Origin of the sequence: Brevibacterium sp. HMSC07C04 (assembly GCF_001815905.1) — a bacterium.
Taxonomy (GTDB): Bacteria; Actinomycetota; Actinomycetes; order Actinomycetales; family Brevibacteriaceae; genus Brevibacterium.
The window spans coordinates 1-17,447 of the sequence record NZ_KV823287.1 but is presented as its reverse complement, the minus strand read 5'-3'; the positions used below and the strand labels follow the sequence as shown (position 1 = coordinate 17,447).

Genomic DNA, 17,447 nt, shown 5'->3' with positions numbered 1-17,447 from the left:
GGACCGGCAGCGGCAGCCCCGCCACCCGCGCCCGCACCACCCGCACCGGCGCCAGCACCTTCCGCACCGCCTGCACCGGCGCCGGTGCTTCCCGAGGAGGCCGGGGGCGGGGTGGGCTTCGAGCCGGAGGTCTTGCCGCCCTCGCTGCTGCCGCCGGGCGAGTCGGACTTCTTGTCGTCGAGGACCTGCTTCGGCTCGTTGCCCTGCGACTTGCCCGGCATCGGCACCGGCCGGTTCAAGGCCTGCTTGGCGTCCTGCTCGGAGCCGGCCATCGTGTAGAAGTCGGAGCCGATGAAGGACAGGAATCGATAGCAGATGTAGGGGGCAAAGCCCGCCAGCGCCATGAGCACGATTCCGGCCAGCGGGTCGCTGATCGAGGAGATGTCCCCGTCGATCGGTGCCGAGACCTGGGTGACGGCGACCAGCAGGATCACGACGAGGACCAACTTCGAGCAGATCAGCGCGATGACGAACATCGCCCACTTGCCGATCCACCCGCGCGCGTGGTCCCAGCTCGCCCCCGAGAACGCCAGCGGTGCCAGGGCGATCGCGACCAGCAGCAAGGCTTTCCTGACCAGGAGGGAGAGCCAGACGATCGCGGCGGCGGCGATCGCCATCGCCCCCAGGAAGATCCCCAGGATCGCGGCCACGCCCGGCGCGGTGAGATTGAGCGCGGTCAGGCCCGCGACGAGCACGGCGATCTTGTCGCCCATCGACTCGGTCGTCTCGCCGGCGGCTTGGATGATCCCGACGCAGAGCTGATCGACGATCTCGAGCGCGAGACCGGTCAAACTGATGACGACGAACGACCCGATCACCGATTTCACGAGGCCGAGCGCGGCCCTGCTCAACGCTGCCGGTTCCCGCCGAATCAGTCCTTGGATGAGCTGGAGGCAGAAGAAGACCAGCATGAGCATCACGCCGATGCCGAAGAGCAGGTTGTAGACCGACACGTACTCCGGACTGGAGACATCGACCAGCGTCGTGGTGTCGAAGACGGTCCACACGGCCTCGAACATCCAGCCGGCCGTTTCACCCAGTGCCGAGGCCAGCCAGTCGAATGGCGCGGTGATCAACGAGGCCGCGGCTTCGCCGGCGGAATCGCACACATTCGAGATGACGGGAATATCGCACACACCCATCAGGAACCTCCCAAGCGGAAATGGAGATGGGTGGAATCAGACGCTCTGGCCGACATCCCAGAAGAACTGGATCAGAGTCACCGAGGCGCCACAGATCACCGCGGCACCGCAGGAGATGAGAACGCCGAGCTTCGCCCTCCCCGCGAGATGCGGGTTCGAGGAATTGGAGCCGAAGCCCCAGACGATGGCCGAGATGATCAGCGCCAGAACGCTGAGGATGAGACCGATGGTCATCACGGCACCGACGATGGTGCGCAGCTGGGCGATACCCGGAAGGCCGTCGTCATTCGGGGCGATATCGATATTCGCCGCGAGCAGTTCCGGGGCCGCGAGAGCGAAGGTCAGGAAGTCGAGCACGAGAGCACTCCTCACACAGAGTTCCCGCATCGAGGCGGGGTTGATGAGCGGAAACGGGGTCGCTCATCAGGTGCCCGCCACCACCCCTGCGAAGCGAGCGCCCCACCGCGCCGTTGCAGAGGTCCCCGCGCACCGGGTCCAGGGCAAAAGCGAGCGAGAGGGTTGCGACCTCCGCGCACGGCGTGACCGATGACCGCGGAGAACGGCTGGTCACTCAGGTCCGCGGTGACAGTCCAGCTGGAGTGAGGCGGCGCCCACGACGCAGGCGTGGACGGCGCCCGCGCCCTCAGCGAGAAACGGTTCCGTCCGACGCGATCACTCATCGATGAGTGAGTGCGTGACCGGCTACCCCGGTGGTCAGCCGACGATCAGGCACGTGGGCGCAGGGGCGGTCCGGGAGCAAGGAGCAGCAGGGAGGGCGAGCCGGTGGGCAGCGATTACGGGTGCAGTTCCGGGTGGTGGTGTGGGTCAGAGTTGCTCGCCGATGGCGATCAGCCAGTTCATCCACGCGATTCCGCACCCACCCAGTGCCGCGGCGCCGAGGGCGACCAGCACTCCGGTCTTGGCCTTGGATGCGGCCGCGGCGTGGCCGGTGGCCGCGGCGATGGCCCAGACGACGGCCGAGACGATCAGCATCAGCACCGCGGTGACCAGGATGAACATCAGCAGCGCGCCGATCACGGTCTCGAGGTCGGTGAGGCCGTCGAGCCCACCGAAGTCCGGGGTCACGTTCATCGCCGCACCACCGATGCCAGCGAAGAGTCACGATGCTCCATATCCATATCCGGCAGGTACACCGCCACCACCGACCACGATCCTGCCCAGAGGCGAACAGCCCGACCACCGGTTCGCCTGCGGCGGGCGCGGTCCCGGCGCGACCCGGGATCTGGCTACATGCCCAGTGGCGGTGGGCCCATGCGGCGCTGGCCTGCGGGAGGAAGCGCCCAAGGCACGTCGGTGGTCACCGTGCGGGGCCGAGCGACGTCGAGGTGGGTGCGCCACCGGGTGAGGAGGTCGCGGTCGTCGGCCCAGGCGTCGCCGAGGGTGTCGGCGAAGTCGCGACGCTGGGCCCACTGCCGGTGTTCCTCGGGATCCCGGGCACGCAGCCAGGACCGTGCTTCCTCGAGCCGGTCCAGACGGACTCGCAGCAGCCCGGTGACGGCATGGCCCATGTGCTCCGGGGCCGTGCCCGTATCGCGGTGCAGGCGCCAGGCACCGAACAACCACGCCCGGTCGCGGTTGCGTTCGGTATCGGTCAGCGCGAGGGCGTGCGCGTGCCGCCAATCCACCTCGCGGCCGGAGCCCAGCCAGGCCAGGCCAGGCTCTGCGCCAGCTTCGCCGCCTGCCGCAGGTGGTCAGGAAGCGGGTCGTCACGGTGGATGCGCCACTGGCGGACCAGGTCGTGTTGGAGCCGCGTATAGGTCTCCTCGTCCTCGCTGAGGTCGGCGCCCAGCAGGGCGCGGTCCCGTCTCGCGTACTCGCCAGGGTCGATCGTCTCCAGCCAGGCGTGGGCCTGCAGCACATCGGATAGACGTGCCTCTTCCATGCCTCCGGGTTCCTCGCGTGCCATACCGACCAGGTGCACGAACCAGACACATCGCCACCGAAAAAGAAACTGCTAGAATCTATTCAGTGCACCGATGAATGTCGCCGACGCTAACCCGACGAATACTAGTTATTCGCTGACGGTAATATGCAGGTGATCGTAATGTCCGCCGGTGATATCCGAGGGGTCGTGCATTCCGCCCCCATTGTATTCCCGCCAGCCCTCGTCATCGCGCTTGAGCGACCAGATCTTCCCATCCCAGATCAGGTATTCGACGCCAAGGGTTTCGGCATTATCCTTGACCCAGTTCGTGACATCCCACCCCAGTTCACGCTGTTCGGGAGTGGGGCGTTGCCCAATGGGATTGCCGAAAGTGATGTCACAGGCCCTCCCCAGTGGATGCTCGGATTTCGTGCCCGGGCGGGGTGAATAACACGCCCAGCTCGTGTCGGGGAAAGCGTCGAGGGTCTGCTGATAGACATGCAGCATCCGGGCGGTGATCTGCCCGTCGGTGGTGGGATCGTCGACGAGCCGGTTGGGATCGCCGTCACCGATCGGATCCGGCTCGCCGCCGGGGCCGCTGCCTCCCTCCTCGCAGCTCTCGTCATCGGGGCCACCGGGAGGGCCGCCCTCGGCCTCGGGCAGGTCGGCCGCGTCATGCTGGTTCAGCCAGGCGGCGGGATCGGTGTACTCGCCATCGGTGCCGCCCTCGCGGACTTCGAAGTGCAGGTGCGGGCCGGTGCTGTAGCCGGAGGAGCCGACGTCACCGATGTGCTGGCCAGCGCTGACCCGGTCACCGGTCTCCACGTGGATGCCGTGCTCCCACATGTGCGCGTACGCGGTCGCCACCTGCTGCCCGTCGACGTGGTGCTCGATGACGATGAGCCCGCCGTAGCCGCCAGAGAACGAGGCGACCGTGACGGTGCCGTCGGCGGTGGCGAGGATCGGCGTGCCATCGGGAGCGGAGAAGTCCGTGCCCGTGTGCAGCTTGTATTCCCCGGTGATGGGGTGCTGGCGCATCCCGAACGGGCTGGTCATCACCCAGGTGTCCGCGGGCAGGGGGAACACGACCCGTGAGGTCTCCCCACCGGTCGCCGGTGCTGCTACGGCGGCGGCCTCGCCGGCGCCCGTGGTCGAGCCGGTGAGCGTGTCGAGGATCGTCTCGGCGGCGGGTTCGTAGTTCTGGTAGCGGTCGGGGTAGGCGCTGACCTCGACGGCTTGGGCGGCCTCGCCCTTGTCCATGTCTTCCCAGCCGGGGATGTCGAGCAGCCCACGCGGGGAGCCGCCGTTGGGTCCGTCTGGGCCGCCGAAGAACGCCTGCGACTGGTACTGGGCATCCATCAGCTCGGCGACCGTGCCCCATCCGCTGCCAGGCCGCATCTGGAACAGGCCCAGCGAGTCGTGATCCGATCCGGTGCCGTCGTGGGGGCGGTCCTCGGAGCCGGGGACCGTGGAGTTGGCGAGCATGCGCAGGCTCGACTCGGTCAGGGCGGCCATGAGCGCGATCTGGATCCCGTCGCGGCCGACCCCGTCGATCCCGGAGCCGGTCTCGATGATCGTCGCGGCATGGGTCAGCTGGTCCCGGTTGAGTGCGATCTGCTGGCCGTCGGCGGTGGTGACGGTGAGCTCGTCGGGAACGTCCCCGATGGTGACGCTGCCGTCCGGGTTGACGGTGCAGGTGGTGCCCGCGGCGGGGTTCATCAGCACCGCGACCCCGACCAGGCCCAGCATCGGGGCCAGCAGCACGAGCGCGAGGGCGATGATGAGCAGCTTCTTGACCATGCCGGCTCACCGCAGGGGGTTGTCCAGCTCGGACAGCCGCGCCACGTAACAGCTCGCCTGCCCCGTGTCGTCGGTCTGTGCTCTGGGTGTGGGGGTGCCTGGGGGTGGGCAGACCAGGAAGATCGTGAAGCTCACGGAGTGCTCGCTGGTGACGTCCTCGCCGTTCCAGACGCCGGTGCGGTGGCGGGTGCCCTCGATGGTGATCGCCGTCGCCCCGTCCGGGAGCTGGCCGGGTGGGGCCTGGGCGAGCGCGTCGTCCCAGGCGTCGGGCACATAGGCGGAGGAGATGCTCAGGTGCTGGCGGGTGGCGTACTGGCGCAGGTCCGTCCAGGCGTCGCGGCTGGGCAGGTAGGCGGCGACATCGGAGGCGAGTCCGGCCTGCTCGGTGCCGCTCGGGTCGCCGACGTCGAGGATGACCGCCGAGTAGTCCAAGGGCATGAGCCCGGAGGCGGTGTCCCAGGCGAAGAGGGTCTCGGCGACGGTGCGCGCGAACTCCTCCGGGTCCGCGCTCGGCGGGATCGTCGCCAGCCGTCCGGGTGTCGCCGAGGGGTCCGCCGGTGAGCTCGCCGTCGGGCGCGGTGCCGGGGTGGGGTCATCAGGGGGTTCGGGTCCGAGGATCAGCCCGTAGAGGCCGGTGGCGACCAGGAGCAGTGCGGCGAGGCCGCCGGCGATGAGGGCGATCCTTCGCGCCCGGGTGCGCGGGTCAACAGGTGCGTCGGGGGTCTTCATACCGGCCAGGTGCACCCCACCCGCCCGGGGGTTCAGATGGCGCGCAGGTGCTCCCGCCCGGTCCCGGCGGCCTCGCTGGGCTGTGTGCGAGCGGCGCGCAGCTCCTCGGCGAAGCGGGCGGTGGCCTCGGCGGCGGCGAAGAACTTCTCGAGCTGCTCGTCGGTGAGCCTGGCGGCCAGTTCGGTGGCGTCGTAGTGGTCCCACCAGGTGGCCAGCTGCTCGGTGTTCATCACGAACGAGCGCATCGACCAGCGCGCAGCCGGCTCCTCGCCGCCCCCGTCAGCAACGTCGAGGTCGTCGTTGTCGGTGGTGGTGTGGCGGACCCGAGCCAGGGCGGCCTGGGCGAGCCGGTCCACCTCCTCACTGTCCCCGGTCTCGGGTGGGGGCGTTGTGGCGGCGCGGATGCGGGTGTAGGCGGGGTGGACGGGCCCTCCGGCCTCGATCTGTGTCAGCGCGGCGGCCGCGTCCTGGCGTACCTGCTCTGGCTGGTCGGGGTCGGCGGCGACGGTCTCGAGGTAGCCGATCTTCTCCAGCGTCATGAACGAGGCGCCGCCGGGAATCATCGCGGCGGCCTGCTCCCGCGCCTTGCCCGCCGGTCCTGACGGTGGTGAAAATTTTTCACCACCGTCGTGTCCACCCTCAGCGGTGGCGGAGAAGCGCGTCTGAGCCTGTCGTTTCGCGGCGTTCTCGGACATGAGCGCCTTGATCTCCCGGTACAGGGCCGCGGCCTCGCGCGGGTCGAGGTCCTTGTGGAGTTCGTTGTCGTCCTGTTCGGCCAACAGGTGCTCCAGGCGGGTCGAGACGTTCGAGCGCACCCACACGCCCACCGTCCGCCATCCCAGCTGCTTGATCGCCGCGAGCCTGCGCGCCCCGCACACGAGCACCCCGTCCGGGGTGATCGTCGGCGGCTGCAGCAGACCCTTGCGGGCGATCGAGTCCGCGAGCGCGTCGAGGTCGCCGAGATCCTGGCGGTGCCGGTGACCGACGATGATCGACTCGACCGCCCGGTCGAGCACGATTTCCCCCGAGTGCGTGCTCACGCCGGTGCTCCTCCCGGCGCCGACAGCGCGATCGTGAGCACGAGGTCGTCATCGCGCAGCAGCACCGGCACGGTCTCGCCGATGAGCAGGCGCAGCAAGATGCCCTTGCCCAGCCCGGTCGCGGCGTAGGCCGGGTTCGGGTTGCCGAGCAGGACCTTCAGCAGGGCCGACCACGACTTCTTCGGCAGGTCAAGCAGAGCGCGGGCATGCCGGTCCCGGCGTAGCGCCTCGTAGGCGGTCTGCCTGCTCCCGGCCCGGGCCAGGGCCTGGCACACGTGCTCGATACCGGCCCGGGCTGCCGGTTCGGGCCATTCCAGGCGGATGAACAAGCGGATCGCCTCGTCCATGGCCGCGCTCGCGCTCATCGCCGTGTCCGCAAGCGCCGTGGCCGGTTCCTCGGCCTCGTCGCCGAGGTGGTGGTCGGTGACCTGGAAGGCGGGGTGGAAGTCGATGAGCGGGTTGTCCTCGTCGCGGTCGGCGAAGCGTTCGGCGTCATGGAAGACGGAGAACTCGGGGCGGCGGGCCTGGTGGGTGGAGCAGAGCATGCCCTGCCCGCGCTCTTCGGCGACGCAGGTGATGCGCACGGCGTGCGTGACCACCGCCCACGGGTCGCCGGCCTCCCGGGTGGCGCGTTTGCGCATCACCTCGAACGCCGCGGTCACGGCCTCCCAGGGGTCGAGGTGATGCTTCTGGGCCAGGGCCCGGTACTTCTCCGCGGTGAACTGCATCAGCTCCGCGGCGACCGGGTCGTGAATCCATGCCCCCGGCCCGGCCTGGTGGAGCCGGTGCAAGAGCTTCCGCAGTCCCTCGCTGCTCGTGAAGTCTTCGCCCCTGGGCCTGTCCTGTTTCGACTGGGTTGTGTGCGTTGTCATGGTCGGCACCTCCTGCAGGACAGGTGCACGCGTGAGCCCACCGCGGGCGATGCCGCTGTCGAGGAAGACCCTGGTGTCCATGACCGTGCTCTCTTGCCTCAGCTCATCCCGACCCCGGAGCGGGTAGCACCACGGTCGACGCCACCACGCCGGCCGAACGCAGCCACCGGCGACAGCTTGCGCGCGGCGGCTTTCGTCCGCTCGAGCAGCGGGTCGCGGATGCGGTGGGTCAGCTCGGTGTGCAGATCGATCCCACGCCCGGCGACACGGGAGGTCTGCCGCGACATCAGGTCCGACATGCGCACCCACTCCACGCCCCGGGCCCGGTGCTTCTGGGCCTTCTCCACCTCGTCGGTCTTCTCGGTGACGCTGGCTTCTTCCACCGCGTCCGGCGTTCCAGCCGGCTCCAGCCCCGACTCCGGTCCCGTCTTCGTCTCGTGCGGTTCCCGGGCGCGTTCCTGCTCGTAAGGATCGGGGCGCTCGAGGTCGTCCTGACTGCTCATCGCGGATCTCCTTCCGTCTCTGGCGAGGAGCCGGTCTCTTCCTGCTCCCCGGTGGTATCGGAGAGGTACTCGCGGCCAAGCCAGCGCCCCACCGTGCTCGGATGCACCTCGAGCTCGGCGGCGATACGCCGGTTCGACCACCCCTCAGCACGCAACACGGCCGCCCGCTCACGCCGATCCGACCCGCCCGGCACCTCGCTGCTCGCCGTGCTCTTCGGATCGGCATCTGTTCTCGATGCATCGCCCGCCGCGCCGCTGTCGGTTTCTCTCGTGTGCGCGTTGTCGGTGGCCGAGGACGGCTCCGGAGGTGCGGTTTGGAGCGGCGCAGGCAAGGCGGGGCCTACCGGAGTGCTGATGCCTTGTGGGCCCGGGTCAGGAACGGTCGTCTGCGGCGCCGGGGTGGGTGGGCTGCCGGGCTGGGTCGAGCGGATGAGCACGGTCGTCAGGTGGGTGCTCGCCAACAGCGTGATCGGCGGCACCGCGGCGACCACGGCGGCCAGGGCCGCGGGCACGTTCGAGGCTCCGGCGACGACCGCGTGCAGCGCGTTCGCCGTCACCGACACCACCGCGCCGGCGACCAGGAGCGACCACGGGTACCACGCCGTGCGGTGCCCGTCCAAGGCGACCGCCGCGACCGTGGAGACCACGATCAGCCCATCGACCAGCAGCGGCCACGTCCATGCCTGCTCTGCCGCGATCCCGGAGCGGTGAGCGAGATCCGCCAGCGCCGTGAACGACAGCCAGAACGCCCCGGCCGCGATCATGATCGTGCCGCCAGCTGCGATCACTACCGGCCATCGACGATCCCCTGACAGCATGGCCATCACAGCCCCCGACCTACCGCTGTTGCGGGCTGAACGGTTCGCCGCACCGACTGCTCCGGCGGACCATCGGCAGAGGCGTGCCCGTGTGCCGGGCCGGAGACCGTGCGGTAGGCCGATCGCACCGTCCGGGTGACCTCCCGGTCACCGAGCCCAGCGTGTCCCGCGGCGTCGGCGAGGACGTCGAGGGCATCCGAGGGGGCGACCCCGTTCTCGGCCAGGCGGCAGGCCGCCCAGAACAGGCCCGCGTTGCGTTCGCCCTCCTGCCGGTTCGCCACCCAAGCGGCCAGGCGTTCGGCATCGGCCTCGCGCCGGAGTCCTGGATTCGCCACCGGCCGGGGTGCGGGCCGGGGGTCGAGGAAGTTCCGCAGCGCCTCGGAGTCGATCGTCGACGACGGGCCGGGATTGACCGACTCGACCCGGTAGGAGACCGTCGACCCGGAGACGGACCGCAGGGAGGGCGGGACGATGACGTACCCGCCGTCACCCCGGAAGTCCACGCCCGCCCGCCCGGCCTGCCACGAGCGCTGCTCGACACCCGGCGCCGCAGGATAGTAGGCGTGCATACCACCTGTGGGGGTGCGCACCAGCATCTCCCACCCGGACACGAGCCCGGCCTGCTGCGCCCGGCGCATCGCCTGATACCCATCGACCCGCCCGTGTCGGTCGACGTCGACAGCGACTATGCCCGATGCCTGACCGGTGGGGATGCCGATCGATGCCAGCGGCGCATGCCGCCACCACGTCTCGACCTGGTCGAGGTTCGTGCTTGCGTCGTGAAACCCGCGCGGTGTGAGAGGTCGCTTCTCGTACGGTACGCAGGGGAAGACTGGCATCCCCGACCGAGCGAGCTCCCGGGCCGTTGTCGACAGCGACCAAGACTCATTCAGGTGCACCAGGACTGCGGAGACCGCATCGTGCTCAGCCACCACGGCCTCCGCTCATTGGCCGCGGAAACGGTGCAGGAGACACGCCAGGCCAAGATGCGACTGCGGCAAGCGACCGTCGATATCGTGGTGCGAGGTCGATGCTCGCGCGGGATCTGCGACCGTGGTGTTCTGTCCTCGTTGGCATTCGTCCGGCCTCCTCTCCGAGGGGCCGGCGAGGTGTGCGGCCCCTTACCTTCAAGGTGCGTCGGGCCGGTCGGACAGTGCAGGAAGTTGTTCCTCGTGCTGGTCGATCGCGACTGCCAGGCCAGACCTGACGACGGGGACAGTCCGGTATAGACCATCGAATCGGTCGTCACGAGGTGCCTGTGGGAAGGGGGCTTATATCACCCTCAGAGACGCTATGATCGGCCTCGCGGTCGAATGTCGTCGAGGAACTTCCGGTACCGGGTCGGATTGACGCCGATCAAGCGGTGGAACACGCGAGCAGCGTGACTTCGATCGTTCCACCCGACTCTCCCGGCGATCTCCTGAACCGGCAAGTTGGTCCTACGGAGGAGTCGTGCCATCTCGCGCGCCCTGACCATCGATTGATATCCCAGGGGTGTTTGACCATAGGCCTGGACGAAGATGCGATGGGCCTGCGAAGGCGATAGATGCACCTCCGCTGCCAACTGCGTTATTGTCCACCGGCGGGTCATGTCAGTTTCAAGAACACGTCGCATATGCACCGCTTCGATTCGCACTGGTCGGAAGTATCGTGAAGACGGACTCAAGTTCGGCGAGTAGCAGGGTCGAGTTCCTTGTGCATCGAAGAATGGAGCAAGTGCATCGAGGATGGATGCGAAGCACGCCTGCACACGGAAGAAGTGTTCGGGTGTGGCGCCGTCAAGGCTTAACTCCACAAGTTGGTCGAGCCACGGGAGCATGAGGTCCAGTCGCGACGAACCGATGTGCACGATGTGCGCGGAGTCAGGGAAACGGCAGGAAATGAACTCCCAAGCGTGATGCCGGTCCACAAGAGCGTCAGCATGCTGCCAGAACGTCTGATCGACCAGATAGTCTAGCTCGGCATAGATGGTCGTCGTAGTGAGCGAACCTTCAGGATGGCTCCCGCACAGCGTGTTTGGCGCCAGAACGACGACATCCCCGGCCCGAACCGGACGCTCGCCAACATCGCCGAAGAGGACGGCGGTGCCGGCGCGAATGAAGATGAATCGCACGTAGTCAAAGGCGCGCGCCTCCGTCGGACGCAGGGTCGTCTCCGTCCGGGCCACGACCGCAGAGAATCGACCCACTCGCCACCTCCTGCCGCGCTTACCAGCAGTCATTCCGTGATGGGCGGGAGCGAACGAATCCGACCGAGGGACTTGGCATCCGTGAGAAATCAGAGCCCCCCGCAGTACCACGGCGATAAGGCAGCCCGTGAACGTATACCTTCCACTTCGTCGTTGGTATCGGTCTGTTGCCACACGGCGGTTATCACATGCGTACCGGCCACGGTCCACAGACCCTCCGTCCCAGAAGTAAGCCCATCTCTCGACGCAGACCTCGCGCCTGCCGGCCAGGCGTGCAGCGAACCGTCCGCGTTGACCCGTATCGAGATGTCACGGAACGAAATACGGTGCCCGGTAGTCTGATAGCAGCACTTGTAGACGCTCTCCTTGGCGCTGAACAGGAGCAGACCCCAGGGGATCGACGACTCGTCTCGATCCAGCTGTGTGAGCATGATGCGCTCGTCAGCGGTCGCGATGCGTTCGACCAGAGTCTCAGGCACAGCAGAGATGGTCTCGATGTCGATTCCCGCCCCCGCAAAACGTGCAGCCTCGGCCACGAGAGCCACCGCCACATCGGCGCAGTGAGAGAGACTGCCGACATAGTCCTGCGGCCACTCGGGCGCACGATGTCGACCTACGGGCAACGACACCTGCGGGCCGCCGAGCCTTGCCAGGGCCCTCCTTGCACACGCACGCGCGGTCGAGAACTCCGCTTGCCGTGACCGGGGCGAGTGACGGACTTCAGCCGCTTCGTCGGGGAACAGACCCGCCCCCTGATCTGCGATGTTCGCCCCCTCGGCCACCAGGCCCACCGGGCACTGTCGATCGATCTGCTGGCCGATCGCCGCGCCAGAGAACGGCATCGCCTGGTTCGCTGACAAACCCGTAACCGCAGCGGAACTTGCCGGAACCTCGAGCTCGGAGGTCCGATGCGACCTGTTGGTGCTGGTGAGGCGCTCGTCCATCACTTCCACTCCATCCTCGGGCCCCGCCGTGGCACCCGGGCCCGCAAGTAACGATTACGTAACACAGCGACATCTAAGTTGACAGCTCCAATCTACAACGAGACCGTTGGAACCAACGTAACCGTTGGACATGCGCCGAAGTCCTTGCGGGACTCGGCAGGAAGGGAGGACGAAGAATGAGCTCGAAGTTGCAGACAGCACTTGCGACCCTCGGCGAGGAGCCGGCGATCGTCAGTGGTGCGCGGGTGACGACCTACGGGAGCCTGAATCGTGAGCGCCGGATCTGGACCGAGCGCCTGTCGGAGGCGGGCGTGCGGTCCGGCGACGTAGTGGCCCTGGAGGCTGACTACAGCGTTGCCAGCGTGGCAGCGCTCATCGCCTTGCTCGAGATCAAGGCGATCACGGTGCCGATCAGCTCTCTGCCGGAGGAGAAGCGAGAGGAGATCCTCGCGGTCAGTGCAGCACGGTTCCTCATCACGCTCACGAACTCCCGTCCCGTGGTCAGTCCACTCGAGGTTGCCGACGGGCAACCGTCCGATCTGTACCGCACCCTCCGTGATCGCGGTGCCGCCGGACTCGTCCTGTTCAGCTCGGGCACGACGGGTAACAGCAAGGGTTCCGTTCTCGACTTCGACAAGCTCGTCAGTGCGTACGAACACTCGAACAGCAAGCCTCACCGCACGATCACCTTCCTGGGCTTCGACCACATCGGCGGCGTCAACACGCTGTTCCACGCGTTGGCCCACGGCAGCACCATCGTTACGGTGCGCGACCGGACCCCGGACGAGGTGCTCAGCGTCGTGCAGGACGCGCGTGTCGAGGTCCTGCCGACGACGCCGACGTTCCTCACGATGTGCCTCATCGGACGCAAGCTCGGGCAGTACGACCTGTCGAGCCTCAAGGTGATCACCTATGGCACCGAGCCGATGCCGGAACACACGCTGCGCAAGCTCCACGAGGCGCTCCCAGGAGTGCGCCTCAAGCAGACATACGGTCTCTCGGAACTCGGCATCATGTCGACCAAGTCGAAGTCGAACGACTCGCTGTGGGTCAAGCTCGGCGGCGCCGGCTTCGAGCACAAGATCGTTGACGGCACGCTGTGGGTCAAGTCCGACCGGGCGATGCTGGGCTACCTCAACGCTCCGTACTTCTTTGACGAGGACGGCTTCTTCAACACGCAGGACCAGGTTGAGGTCGACGGCGACTACGTGAAGATCCTCGGCCGGAAGTCCGAGATCATCAACGTCGGAGGACTCAAGGTCTACCCGAGCGAGGTCGAGTCCGCACTACTGGAAGTCGAGGGAGTCGCGGACGTGCTCGTGTCCGGACACCCCAACGCCGTGACCGGTGAGATCGTTCGCGCCCGCATCAAGCCAGCCCCGGGCACTGACTCCCGGCGGCTCAAGCACGATGTCCGACGACACTGCGCTGCAAAGCTCGAGGACTACAAGGTGCCGGCCATCGTCGACTTCTCCACCGACGATCTGCACTCCAAGCGATTCAAGAAGGCACGCGCATGAGCGCGACCTCAGCGGCCCAGATCCACCGCCACGCCGTCGTCACCGGTGCCTCCGGCATGCTCGGAGCTGCCTTGGCGCAGCGGCTGCTCGACAGCGACTGGCACGTCGACCTCTGGAGCCGGAACATGTCAGAGCGCACCGACCAGCTCCTCGCCGAGTACCCCGAGCGGGCGCGTTGGCATGCGGTAGACCTCACCGACCCAGGCACGATCAAGCAGGCGGCGTGACCCTGCCAAGCTACCGCGGTGACATCCACCGACCCAGGCACGATCAAGCAGGCGCTGCGAGCACGCCCGCCGGGTACCCGCCTCGAGCTTCTCGTGAACAACGCCGGACTGCTCCATCAGAACCTGTTCGTCACCGAGCCCGACGAGATCACGGCCACGACAGTGGACGTCAATCTCCTCGGTCTGCTGCATGCAACCAAGGCGTGCGCACGTCTCATGCTCGGCAATGGCGGAGGCAACATCATCAACATCTCCTCGATCAACGCGATCCGCGGCAACCGCGGGGTCGCGACCTACTCAGCCGCGAAGGCGGGCATCGAGGGACTGACCGCGAGCCTCGCACGCGAACTCGGGCCGGAGCAGATCCGCGTGAATACCCTCATGCCGGGCTACTTCGCCAGTGATCTCTCGGCGAATGTCACCGACCGCAACCTCGACCGCATCACGCGACGCACGCCCTTGGGACGTCTCGGAACCGTCGACGACGTCCTGCCCGCCTTCGACTTCCTCACCAACCCATCGACCACGTTCGTAACCGCACAAACCATCGTTATCGACGGAGGACTGACATGCTGACCGTTTCCCGCGTCACCACCGACATCATGACCACCATCACCGACATCCTCGGCGACGGGCTCGACGACGACATCGAGATCACCGAGGACTCAGCACTGACTGATATCGGCCTGAACTCGCTCATGCTCGCTCGCCTCATCGTGAACCTCGAGCAGGATTTCGGGCGCGATCCGTTCTCCGATGGCTCCCACGCCATCGTCGACATCCACACGGTCGGCGATCTGATCGCCGCCTACGCGGAGGTGAAGCCCCATGACGCCTGAGCTCCGAGCAGCAACCTCAACCCACCCCGGAGATGTCATCGAACTCGCCTCGATCGACGACTACCTCGGACCCGCCCGACAGCGGTTCTTCGGCAGCGGATACCGCCGATCAACCTACCGGATCCACCCCCTGGGCACCGACACCGATGCCGATCTCGCCGCAGCCGTCGACGTCGCTTACCCGACGGACTGGTCCCGCAAGAAGGCCGACTCCGATCTGCGCCCTCACCTGTCGACCGTGGACGTGATGATCCTGGGGGTCCGCAGCGCTGAGGCTCTGCTGACCGATCTGGTCGGCCTCACTCCCGACGAGGTCCAAACGGCCATGATCCGGAAGCTGACCGTGCGGGCAGGCACTCGCCCCGAAGAATCTCTCAACGGGCTGCCACTGCGCGCGACCCTGAAGAAGACCACGCCGGCGCTCGACGGCGAAGACGGTGAGGTCGATTCCACGATCATCGTGCAGGTGGGTGTCATGCAAACCCGAGTCGTCCTCCGACATCCTGCGCCTTCTGCGCCTGCCGCCGGCGTCATCGACTATGCGCTCCTCGATGAGGATCCGACTCGGCACTGGGGATCCGGCTACCGGGAAGACGAGCAGAGTATCCGCACCGTAACTGCCGACACAGAGTCGCTCGTCGCTCACGCGAGCATCGGACTCCATCACAGCGGCGCCTGTGGCACCCGAGCTTCCCATGCACCGGGACCAGCGACCTTCATCGACGCATTCGTGTCCTTGCTGCAGCTCGGGCAGGTGCTGATGTACGAACTCGACCAGATCGACCGCGCCCACTCCGACACGCTCTGGATGCAACAGCTCATCCTTCGCCCGAGCACCGCCTCCACGAGCCGCGAGACGACTGCGGCAGAGACTGGCGCGGAGCTGCGCATCGCCGACCATCAACTCCTCGATCTGCCAACGGGAACGTGGCGCAACCTCGACTTCCGCGGCGAGTCCGGCGGAATCACAATGTCTGCCACCTTCGCCCACCGCATCCGACACCTGGAAGGAAACACGCGATGAGGATTTCTATCTCCGGCACGTACTCGACCGGAAAAACCTCCACAACCATGTGCCTGTCCCACTACACCGGCATTCCCCGGACACTGGCAAAGGCCATCCGCGAGATCATGCCCGACGCCGTACCCGGCAAACGGCTGTCCGAGGTCACCCCCGCCGAGTTCCTACAGCTCATGATGCGCCGTCACTGCGGCCGCGCAGTGGCCGAGGCAACCCTCGGCGACCCCTACCTCTCCGACGGCTCCTCGCTCCAGGAATGGGCCTATGGACTCGCACGCACGCGGTTCGGAATGAACCCCACCGACCCCGACCGCCCCAACCAGGTCGACTGGCCCGACATGGGCTTCTTCCATGAAGTCGTCGACCAGTACGAGCACGCCTTCAAGCAGCATGTCAAGGCCAGCTACGACGTCATGATCCACCTCGAGAACGAGCGCCCGATTTCCGATGACGGCCACCGACCGATGAATGAGGATTTCCGCAGCTACTGCGACGAGATCCTCTGGGATGCCGCCTCCGATCTCGGCATCCCGCTCCACCGCGTCAGCGGTACCCTCGAATCGCGCGTGCAGACGATCGTGTCCCTGCTCGACCTGCCGACGGTCATCGACCTCGACGAAGCGATCGCGCGGATGCAGCAGGAATATGCCGCGATCGACCAGCGTCTCGAGACCGAGCGGCAACAGGCCGCCCAGCGCGTGGCCGGGTGAGCTGCATGCAACTATTCGCCCTGGCCTATGCAGGAGGCACCGCATCCACTGCCTACGCCAAGCTCCAGGTCGATCTACCACCGTTGGCCGAGGTCGTGCCCCTCGACCTGCCCGGCAGGGGACGCAACACCGCACGCCGACCTGGCTCGGTCGATGACCTCATCGACCATCTCTGGGAGATGATCGCTGATCGTGCCCAGCCGGACTGGGGACTCCTGGGGCATAGCTACGGGGCTGGCCTCGCCTTCGCACTCGCCAAGCGGGCGGAGGAGAAGGGGCAGCCGCCCCAGGTGTGCTTCCTCTCCGGCCGCCGTGCCCCGTCCGGTCGCGCTCACCCGTCGCGACGGAGCATGACCGACGAGGAACTTCTGAAGCAGGTCGCTGAATGGGGAGCTCTTCCGCGGGAGTTCCAGACGCATCCAGCCCTGCGGGAGATGGCCGTTGCCCGATTGCGCGAAGACGTCGCATTCAGCGACGAACTCCACGCAAGGAACCCCGAGCCACTCGACCAGACCGTGCTCCACACGCTCGCCGGCAACGACGATCCTGTAGCTCCACCCAAGGCCGTCCACTCCTGGAAGCGCCTCACCCATGCGGGCTCAACGGCGCAGACCTTCGACGGCGAGCACTTCTTCCTCTTCACCAACCCCGATGTTCAAATCGCGATCGGCGACCGTCTTCGCCGTCTCGCTTCCACCCTCACCCAGAAAGGAACACCATGACCGACATCGATCTGCTCACGCGTCGCAAGGAACGCGCTGCCATCCTCTTCGAGGAGATCATCACCAACAACCGACTCGAACTCGCCGACGAGGTCTTCGCCCCCGACTTCTACTGGCCCCAATTCGATCTCCGCGGACCCGATGGCGTCCGCGAATGGGTCCGTGCCTTCCGGACCGCCTTCCCGGACATGGACGACCGCGTCCAAGAGCAGACCGCGGAAGGTGACGTGGTGGTCACCCGCGTGAGATGCATCGGCACCCAGACCGGCCCCTTCCGCGGCCTGCCGCCCAGCGGCAACCGGGCCGACTTCACCGCGATCGGTATCGACCGGTTCGAGGGCGACCACATCGTCGAGCGCGCCGCCTACTTCGACCTTGCCGACCTCATGCGCCAGCTCGGCCACACAGATCTGCATGTTCCCGAGGTCGACCGCCCGTAGCACGACGGGCACCAGCGACAGTGGAGGGCACCAGCCTGTACAGGCTG

22 protein-coding genes are annotated in these 17,447 nt (G+C 67.1%); 8 read left to right on the top strand and 14 right to left on the bottom strand.

From position 1 onward, the window contains the following. From HMPREF3162_RS11730 to HMPREF3162_RS11155, 14 genes are all read right to left on the bottom strand, one after another. Nucleotides 1–1,142, bottom strand: a 1,142-nt coding sequence (locus tag HMPREF3162_RS11730; protein ID WP_070777878.1) for a conjugal transfer protein TrbL, incomplete at its 3' end; no start/stop codon positions are given. A 36-nt stretch (nt 1,143–1,178) separates the two neighbouring features. Continuing rightward, the gene (locus HMPREF3162_RS11215) at nt 1,179–1,499 is read right to left on the bottom strand and encodes a DUF6112 family protein (protein WP_176745895.1); all 321 of its coding nucleotides are present in this window, start codon (nt 1,497–1,499) and stop codon (nt 1,179–1,181) included. Between the two features lie 468 nt (nt 1,500–1,967). After that, entirely contained in the window at nt 1,968–2,234 is a 267-nt protein-coding gene (locus HMPREF3162_RS11210; RefSeq protein ID WP_070574172.1) for a DUF6112 family protein, read from the bottom strand. Between the two features lie 155 nt (nt 2,235–2,389). Then, nucleotides 2,390–2,788, bottom strand: coding sequence for a hypothetical protein (locus tag HMPREF3162_RS11205; protein WP_070574174.1), 399 nt, complete (start codon nt 2,786–2,788; stop codon nt 2,390–2,392). Then, complete coding sequence (locus tag HMPREF3162_RS11200) at nt 2,755–3,045, bottom strand: hypothetical protein (protein WP_070574176.1); 291 nt, start codon at nt 3,043–3,045, stop codon at nt 2,755–2,757. The genes HMPREF3162_RS11205 and HMPREF3162_RS11200 overlap by 34 nt, the downstream gene beginning before the upstream one ends. A 129-nt stretch (nt 3,046–3,174) precedes the next feature. Then, nucleotides 3,175–4,827, bottom strand: coding sequence for a M23 family metallopeptidase (locus HMPREF3162_RS11195; RefSeq protein ID WP_070574178.1), 1,653 nt, complete (start codon nt 4,825–4,827; stop codon nt 3,175–3,177). A gap of 6 nt (nt 4,828–4,833) precedes the next feature. Next, nucleotides 4,834–5,556 (bottom strand): hypothetical protein, encoded by a 723-nt coding sequence (locus tag HMPREF3162_RS11190; protein ID WP_070574180.1) that lies wholly within the window; start codon nt 5,554–5,556, stop codon nt 4,834–4,836. A 32-nt stretch (nt 5,557–5,588) separates the two neighbouring features. Beyond that, complete coding sequence (locus tag HMPREF3162_RS11185; RefSeq protein WP_070574182.1) at nt 5,589–6,596, bottom strand: ParB N-terminal domain-containing protein; 1,008 nt, start codon at nt 6,594–6,596, stop codon at nt 5,589–5,591. Then, a complete protein-coding gene (locus HMPREF3162_RS11180; RefSeq protein ID WP_070574426.1) occupies nt 6,593–7,468 on the bottom strand; it encodes a hypothetical protein in 876 nt (291 codons plus the stop codon). The genes HMPREF3162_RS11185 and HMPREF3162_RS11180 overlap by 4 nt, the downstream gene beginning before the upstream one ends. 98 nt (nt 7,469–7,566) lie before the next feature. Next, entirely contained in the window at nt 7,567–7,971 is a 405-nt protein-coding gene (locus HMPREF3162_RS11175) for a hypothetical protein (protein ID WP_070574184.1), read from the bottom strand. Beyond that, entirely contained in the window at nt 7,968–8,795 is an 828-nt protein-coding gene (locus HMPREF3162_RS11170) for a DUF2637 domain-containing protein (protein WP_083304126.1), read from the bottom strand. Before HMPREF3162_RS11170 ends, HMPREF3162_RS11175 begins: the two co-directional genes overlap by 4 nt. After that, nucleotides 8,795–9,724 carry a bifunctional DNA primase/polymerase gene (locus HMPREF3162_RS11165; RefSeq protein WP_083304127.1) on the bottom strand — a complete coding sequence of 310 codons (930 nt, stop codon included), beginning with the start codon at nt 9,722–9,724 and terminating at the stop codon, nt 8,795–8,797. Before HMPREF3162_RS11165 ends, HMPREF3162_RS11170 begins: the two co-directional genes overlap by 1 nt. 356 nt (nt 9,725–10,080) lie before the next feature. Next, a complete protein-coding gene (locus HMPREF3162_RS11160) occupies nt 10,081–10,977 on the bottom strand; it encodes a helix-turn-helix transcriptional regulator (protein ID WP_176745896.1) in 897 nt (298 codons plus the stop codon). Between the two features lie 89 nt (nt 10,978–11,066). Continuing rightward, nucleotides 11,067–11,921 carry a 4'-phosphopantetheinyl transferase family protein gene (locus HMPREF3162_RS11155; protein ID WP_141759605.1) on the bottom strand — a complete coding sequence of 285 codons (855 nt, stop codon included), beginning with the start codon at nt 11,919–11,921 and terminating at the stop codon, nt 11,067–11,069. Between the two features lie 176 nt (nt 11,922–12,097). Between HMPREF3162_RS11155 and HMPREF3162_RS11150 the strand changes: the two genes are divergently transcribed. From HMPREF3162_RS11150 to HMPREF3162_RS11120, 8 genes are read left to right on the top strand one after another with little or no spacing between them, the layout of a single operon-like run. Continuing rightward, nucleotides 12,098–13,441 (top strand): class I adenylate-forming enzyme family protein, encoded by a 1,344-nt coding sequence (locus HMPREF3162_RS11150; RefSeq protein WP_070574191.1) that lies wholly within the window; start codon nt 12,098–12,100, stop codon nt 13,439–13,441. Continuing rightward, nucleotides 13,438–13,668 (top strand): SDR family NAD(P)-dependent oxidoreductase, encoded by a 231-nt coding sequence (locus HMPREF3162_RS11935; RefSeq protein ID WP_218079192.1) that lies wholly within the window; start codon nt 13,438–13,440, stop codon nt 13,666–13,668. The genes HMPREF3162_RS11150 and HMPREF3162_RS11935 overlap by 4 nt, the downstream gene beginning before the upstream one ends. 18 nt (nt 13,669–13,686) lie before the next feature. After that, the gene (locus HMPREF3162_RS11145; protein ID WP_218079191.1) at nt 13,687–14,244 is read left to right on the top strand and encodes an SDR family NAD(P)-dependent oxidoreductase; all 558 of its coding nucleotides are present in this window, start codon (nt 13,687–13,689) and stop codon (nt 14,242–14,244) included. Then, nucleotides 14,238–14,507, top strand: coding sequence for an acyl carrier protein (locus HMPREF3162_RS11140; protein WP_070574195.1), 270 nt, complete (start codon nt 14,238–14,240; stop codon nt 14,505–14,507). Before HMPREF3162_RS11145 ends, HMPREF3162_RS11140 begins: the two co-directional genes overlap by 7 nt. After that, nucleotides 14,497–15,531, top strand: a complete 1,035-nt coding sequence (locus tag HMPREF3162_RS11135; protein WP_070777874.1) for an AvrD family protein — start codon at nt 14,497–14,499, stop codon at nt 15,529–15,531. Before HMPREF3162_RS11140 ends, HMPREF3162_RS11135 begins: the two co-directional genes overlap by 11 nt. Continuing rightward, the gene (locus HMPREF3162_RS11130) at nt 15,528–16,238 is read left to right on the top strand and encodes an AAA family ATPase (protein WP_083319002.1); all 711 of its coding nucleotides are present in this window, start codon (nt 15,528–15,530) and stop codon (nt 16,236–16,238) included. The genes HMPREF3162_RS11135 and HMPREF3162_RS11130 overlap by 4 nt, the downstream gene beginning before the upstream one ends. Nucleotides 16,239–16,243: 5 nt before the next feature. Then, nucleotides 16,244–16,960 (top strand): thioesterase II family protein, encoded by a 717-nt coding sequence (locus HMPREF3162_RS11125; protein WP_070574196.1) that lies wholly within the window; start codon nt 16,244–16,246, stop codon nt 16,958–16,960. Beyond that, a complete protein-coding gene (locus HMPREF3162_RS11120) occupies nt 16,957–17,400 on the top strand; it encodes an ester cyclase (protein WP_070574198.1) in 444 nt (147 codons plus the stop codon). The genes HMPREF3162_RS11125 and HMPREF3162_RS11120 overlap by 4 nt, the downstream gene beginning before the upstream one ends. Nucleotides 17,401–17,447 lie beyond the last annotated feature (47 nt).

What these genes read in the sequence shown, in the direction of transcription:
- HMPREF3162_RS11210 (WP_070574172.1), bottom strand. Translation starts at nt 2,234, where the DNA reads ATGAACGTGACCCCGGACTTCGGTGGGCTCGACGGCCTCACCGACCTC.
- HMPREF3162_RS11200 (WP_070574176.1), bottom strand. Translation starts at nt 3,045, where the DNA reads ATGGAAGAGGCACGTCTATCCGATGTGCTGCAGGCCCACGCCTGGCTG.
- HMPREF3162_RS11195 (WP_070574178.1), bottom strand. Translation starts at nt 4,827, where the DNA reads ATGGTCAAGAAGCTGCTCATCATCGCCCTCGCGCTCGTGCTGCTGGCC.
- HMPREF3162_RS11190 (WP_070574180.1), bottom strand. Translation starts at nt 5,556, where the DNA reads ATGAAGACCCCCGACGCACCTGTTGACCCGCGCACCCGGGCGCGAAGG.
- HMPREF3162_RS11180 (WP_070574426.1), bottom strand. Translation starts at nt 7,468, where the DNA reads ATGACAACGCACACAACCCAGTCGAAACAGGACAGGCCCAGGGGCGAA.
- HMPREF3162_RS11175 (WP_070574184.1), bottom strand. Translation starts at nt 7,971, where the DNA reads ATGAGCAGTCAGGACGACCTCGAGCGCCCCGATCCTTACGAGCAGGAA.
- HMPREF3162_RS11170 (WP_083304126.1), bottom strand. Translation starts at nt 8,795, where the DNA reads ATGGCCATGCTGTCAGGGGATCGTCGATGGCCGGTAGTGATCGCAGCT.
- HMPREF3162_RS11155 (WP_141759605.1), bottom strand. Translation starts at nt 11,921, where the DNA reads ATGGACGAGCGCCTCACCAGCACCAACAGGTCGCATCGGACCTCCGAG.
- HMPREF3162_RS11150 (WP_070574191.1), top strand. Translation starts at nt 12,098, where the DNA reads ATGAGCTCGAAGTTGCAGACAGCACTTGCGACCCTCGGCGAGGAGCCG.
- HMPREF3162_RS11935 (WP_218079192.1), top strand. Translation starts at nt 13,438, where the DNA reads ATGAGCGCGACCTCAGCGGCCCAGATCCACCGCCACGCCGTCGTCACC.
- HMPREF3162_RS11140 (WP_070574195.1), top strand. Translation starts at nt 14,238, where the DNA reads ATGCTGACCGTTTCCCGCGTCACCACCGACATCATGACCACCATCACC.
- HMPREF3162_RS11135 (WP_070777874.1), top strand. Translation starts at nt 14,497, where the DNA reads ATGACGCCTGAGCTCCGAGCAGCAACCTCAACCCACCCCGGAGATGTC.
- HMPREF3162_RS11130 (WP_083319002.1), top strand. Translation starts at nt 15,528, where the DNA reads ATGAGGATTTCTATCTCCGGCACGTACTCGACCGGAAAAACCTCCACA.
- HMPREF3162_RS11125 (WP_070574196.1), top strand. Translation starts at nt 16,244, where the DNA reads ATGCAACTATTCGCCCTGGCCTATGCAGGAGGCACCGCATCCACTGCC.
- HMPREF3162_RS11120 (WP_070574198.1), top strand. Translation starts at nt 16,957, where the DNA reads ATGACCGACATCGATCTGCTCACGCGTCGCAAGGAACGCGCTGCCATC.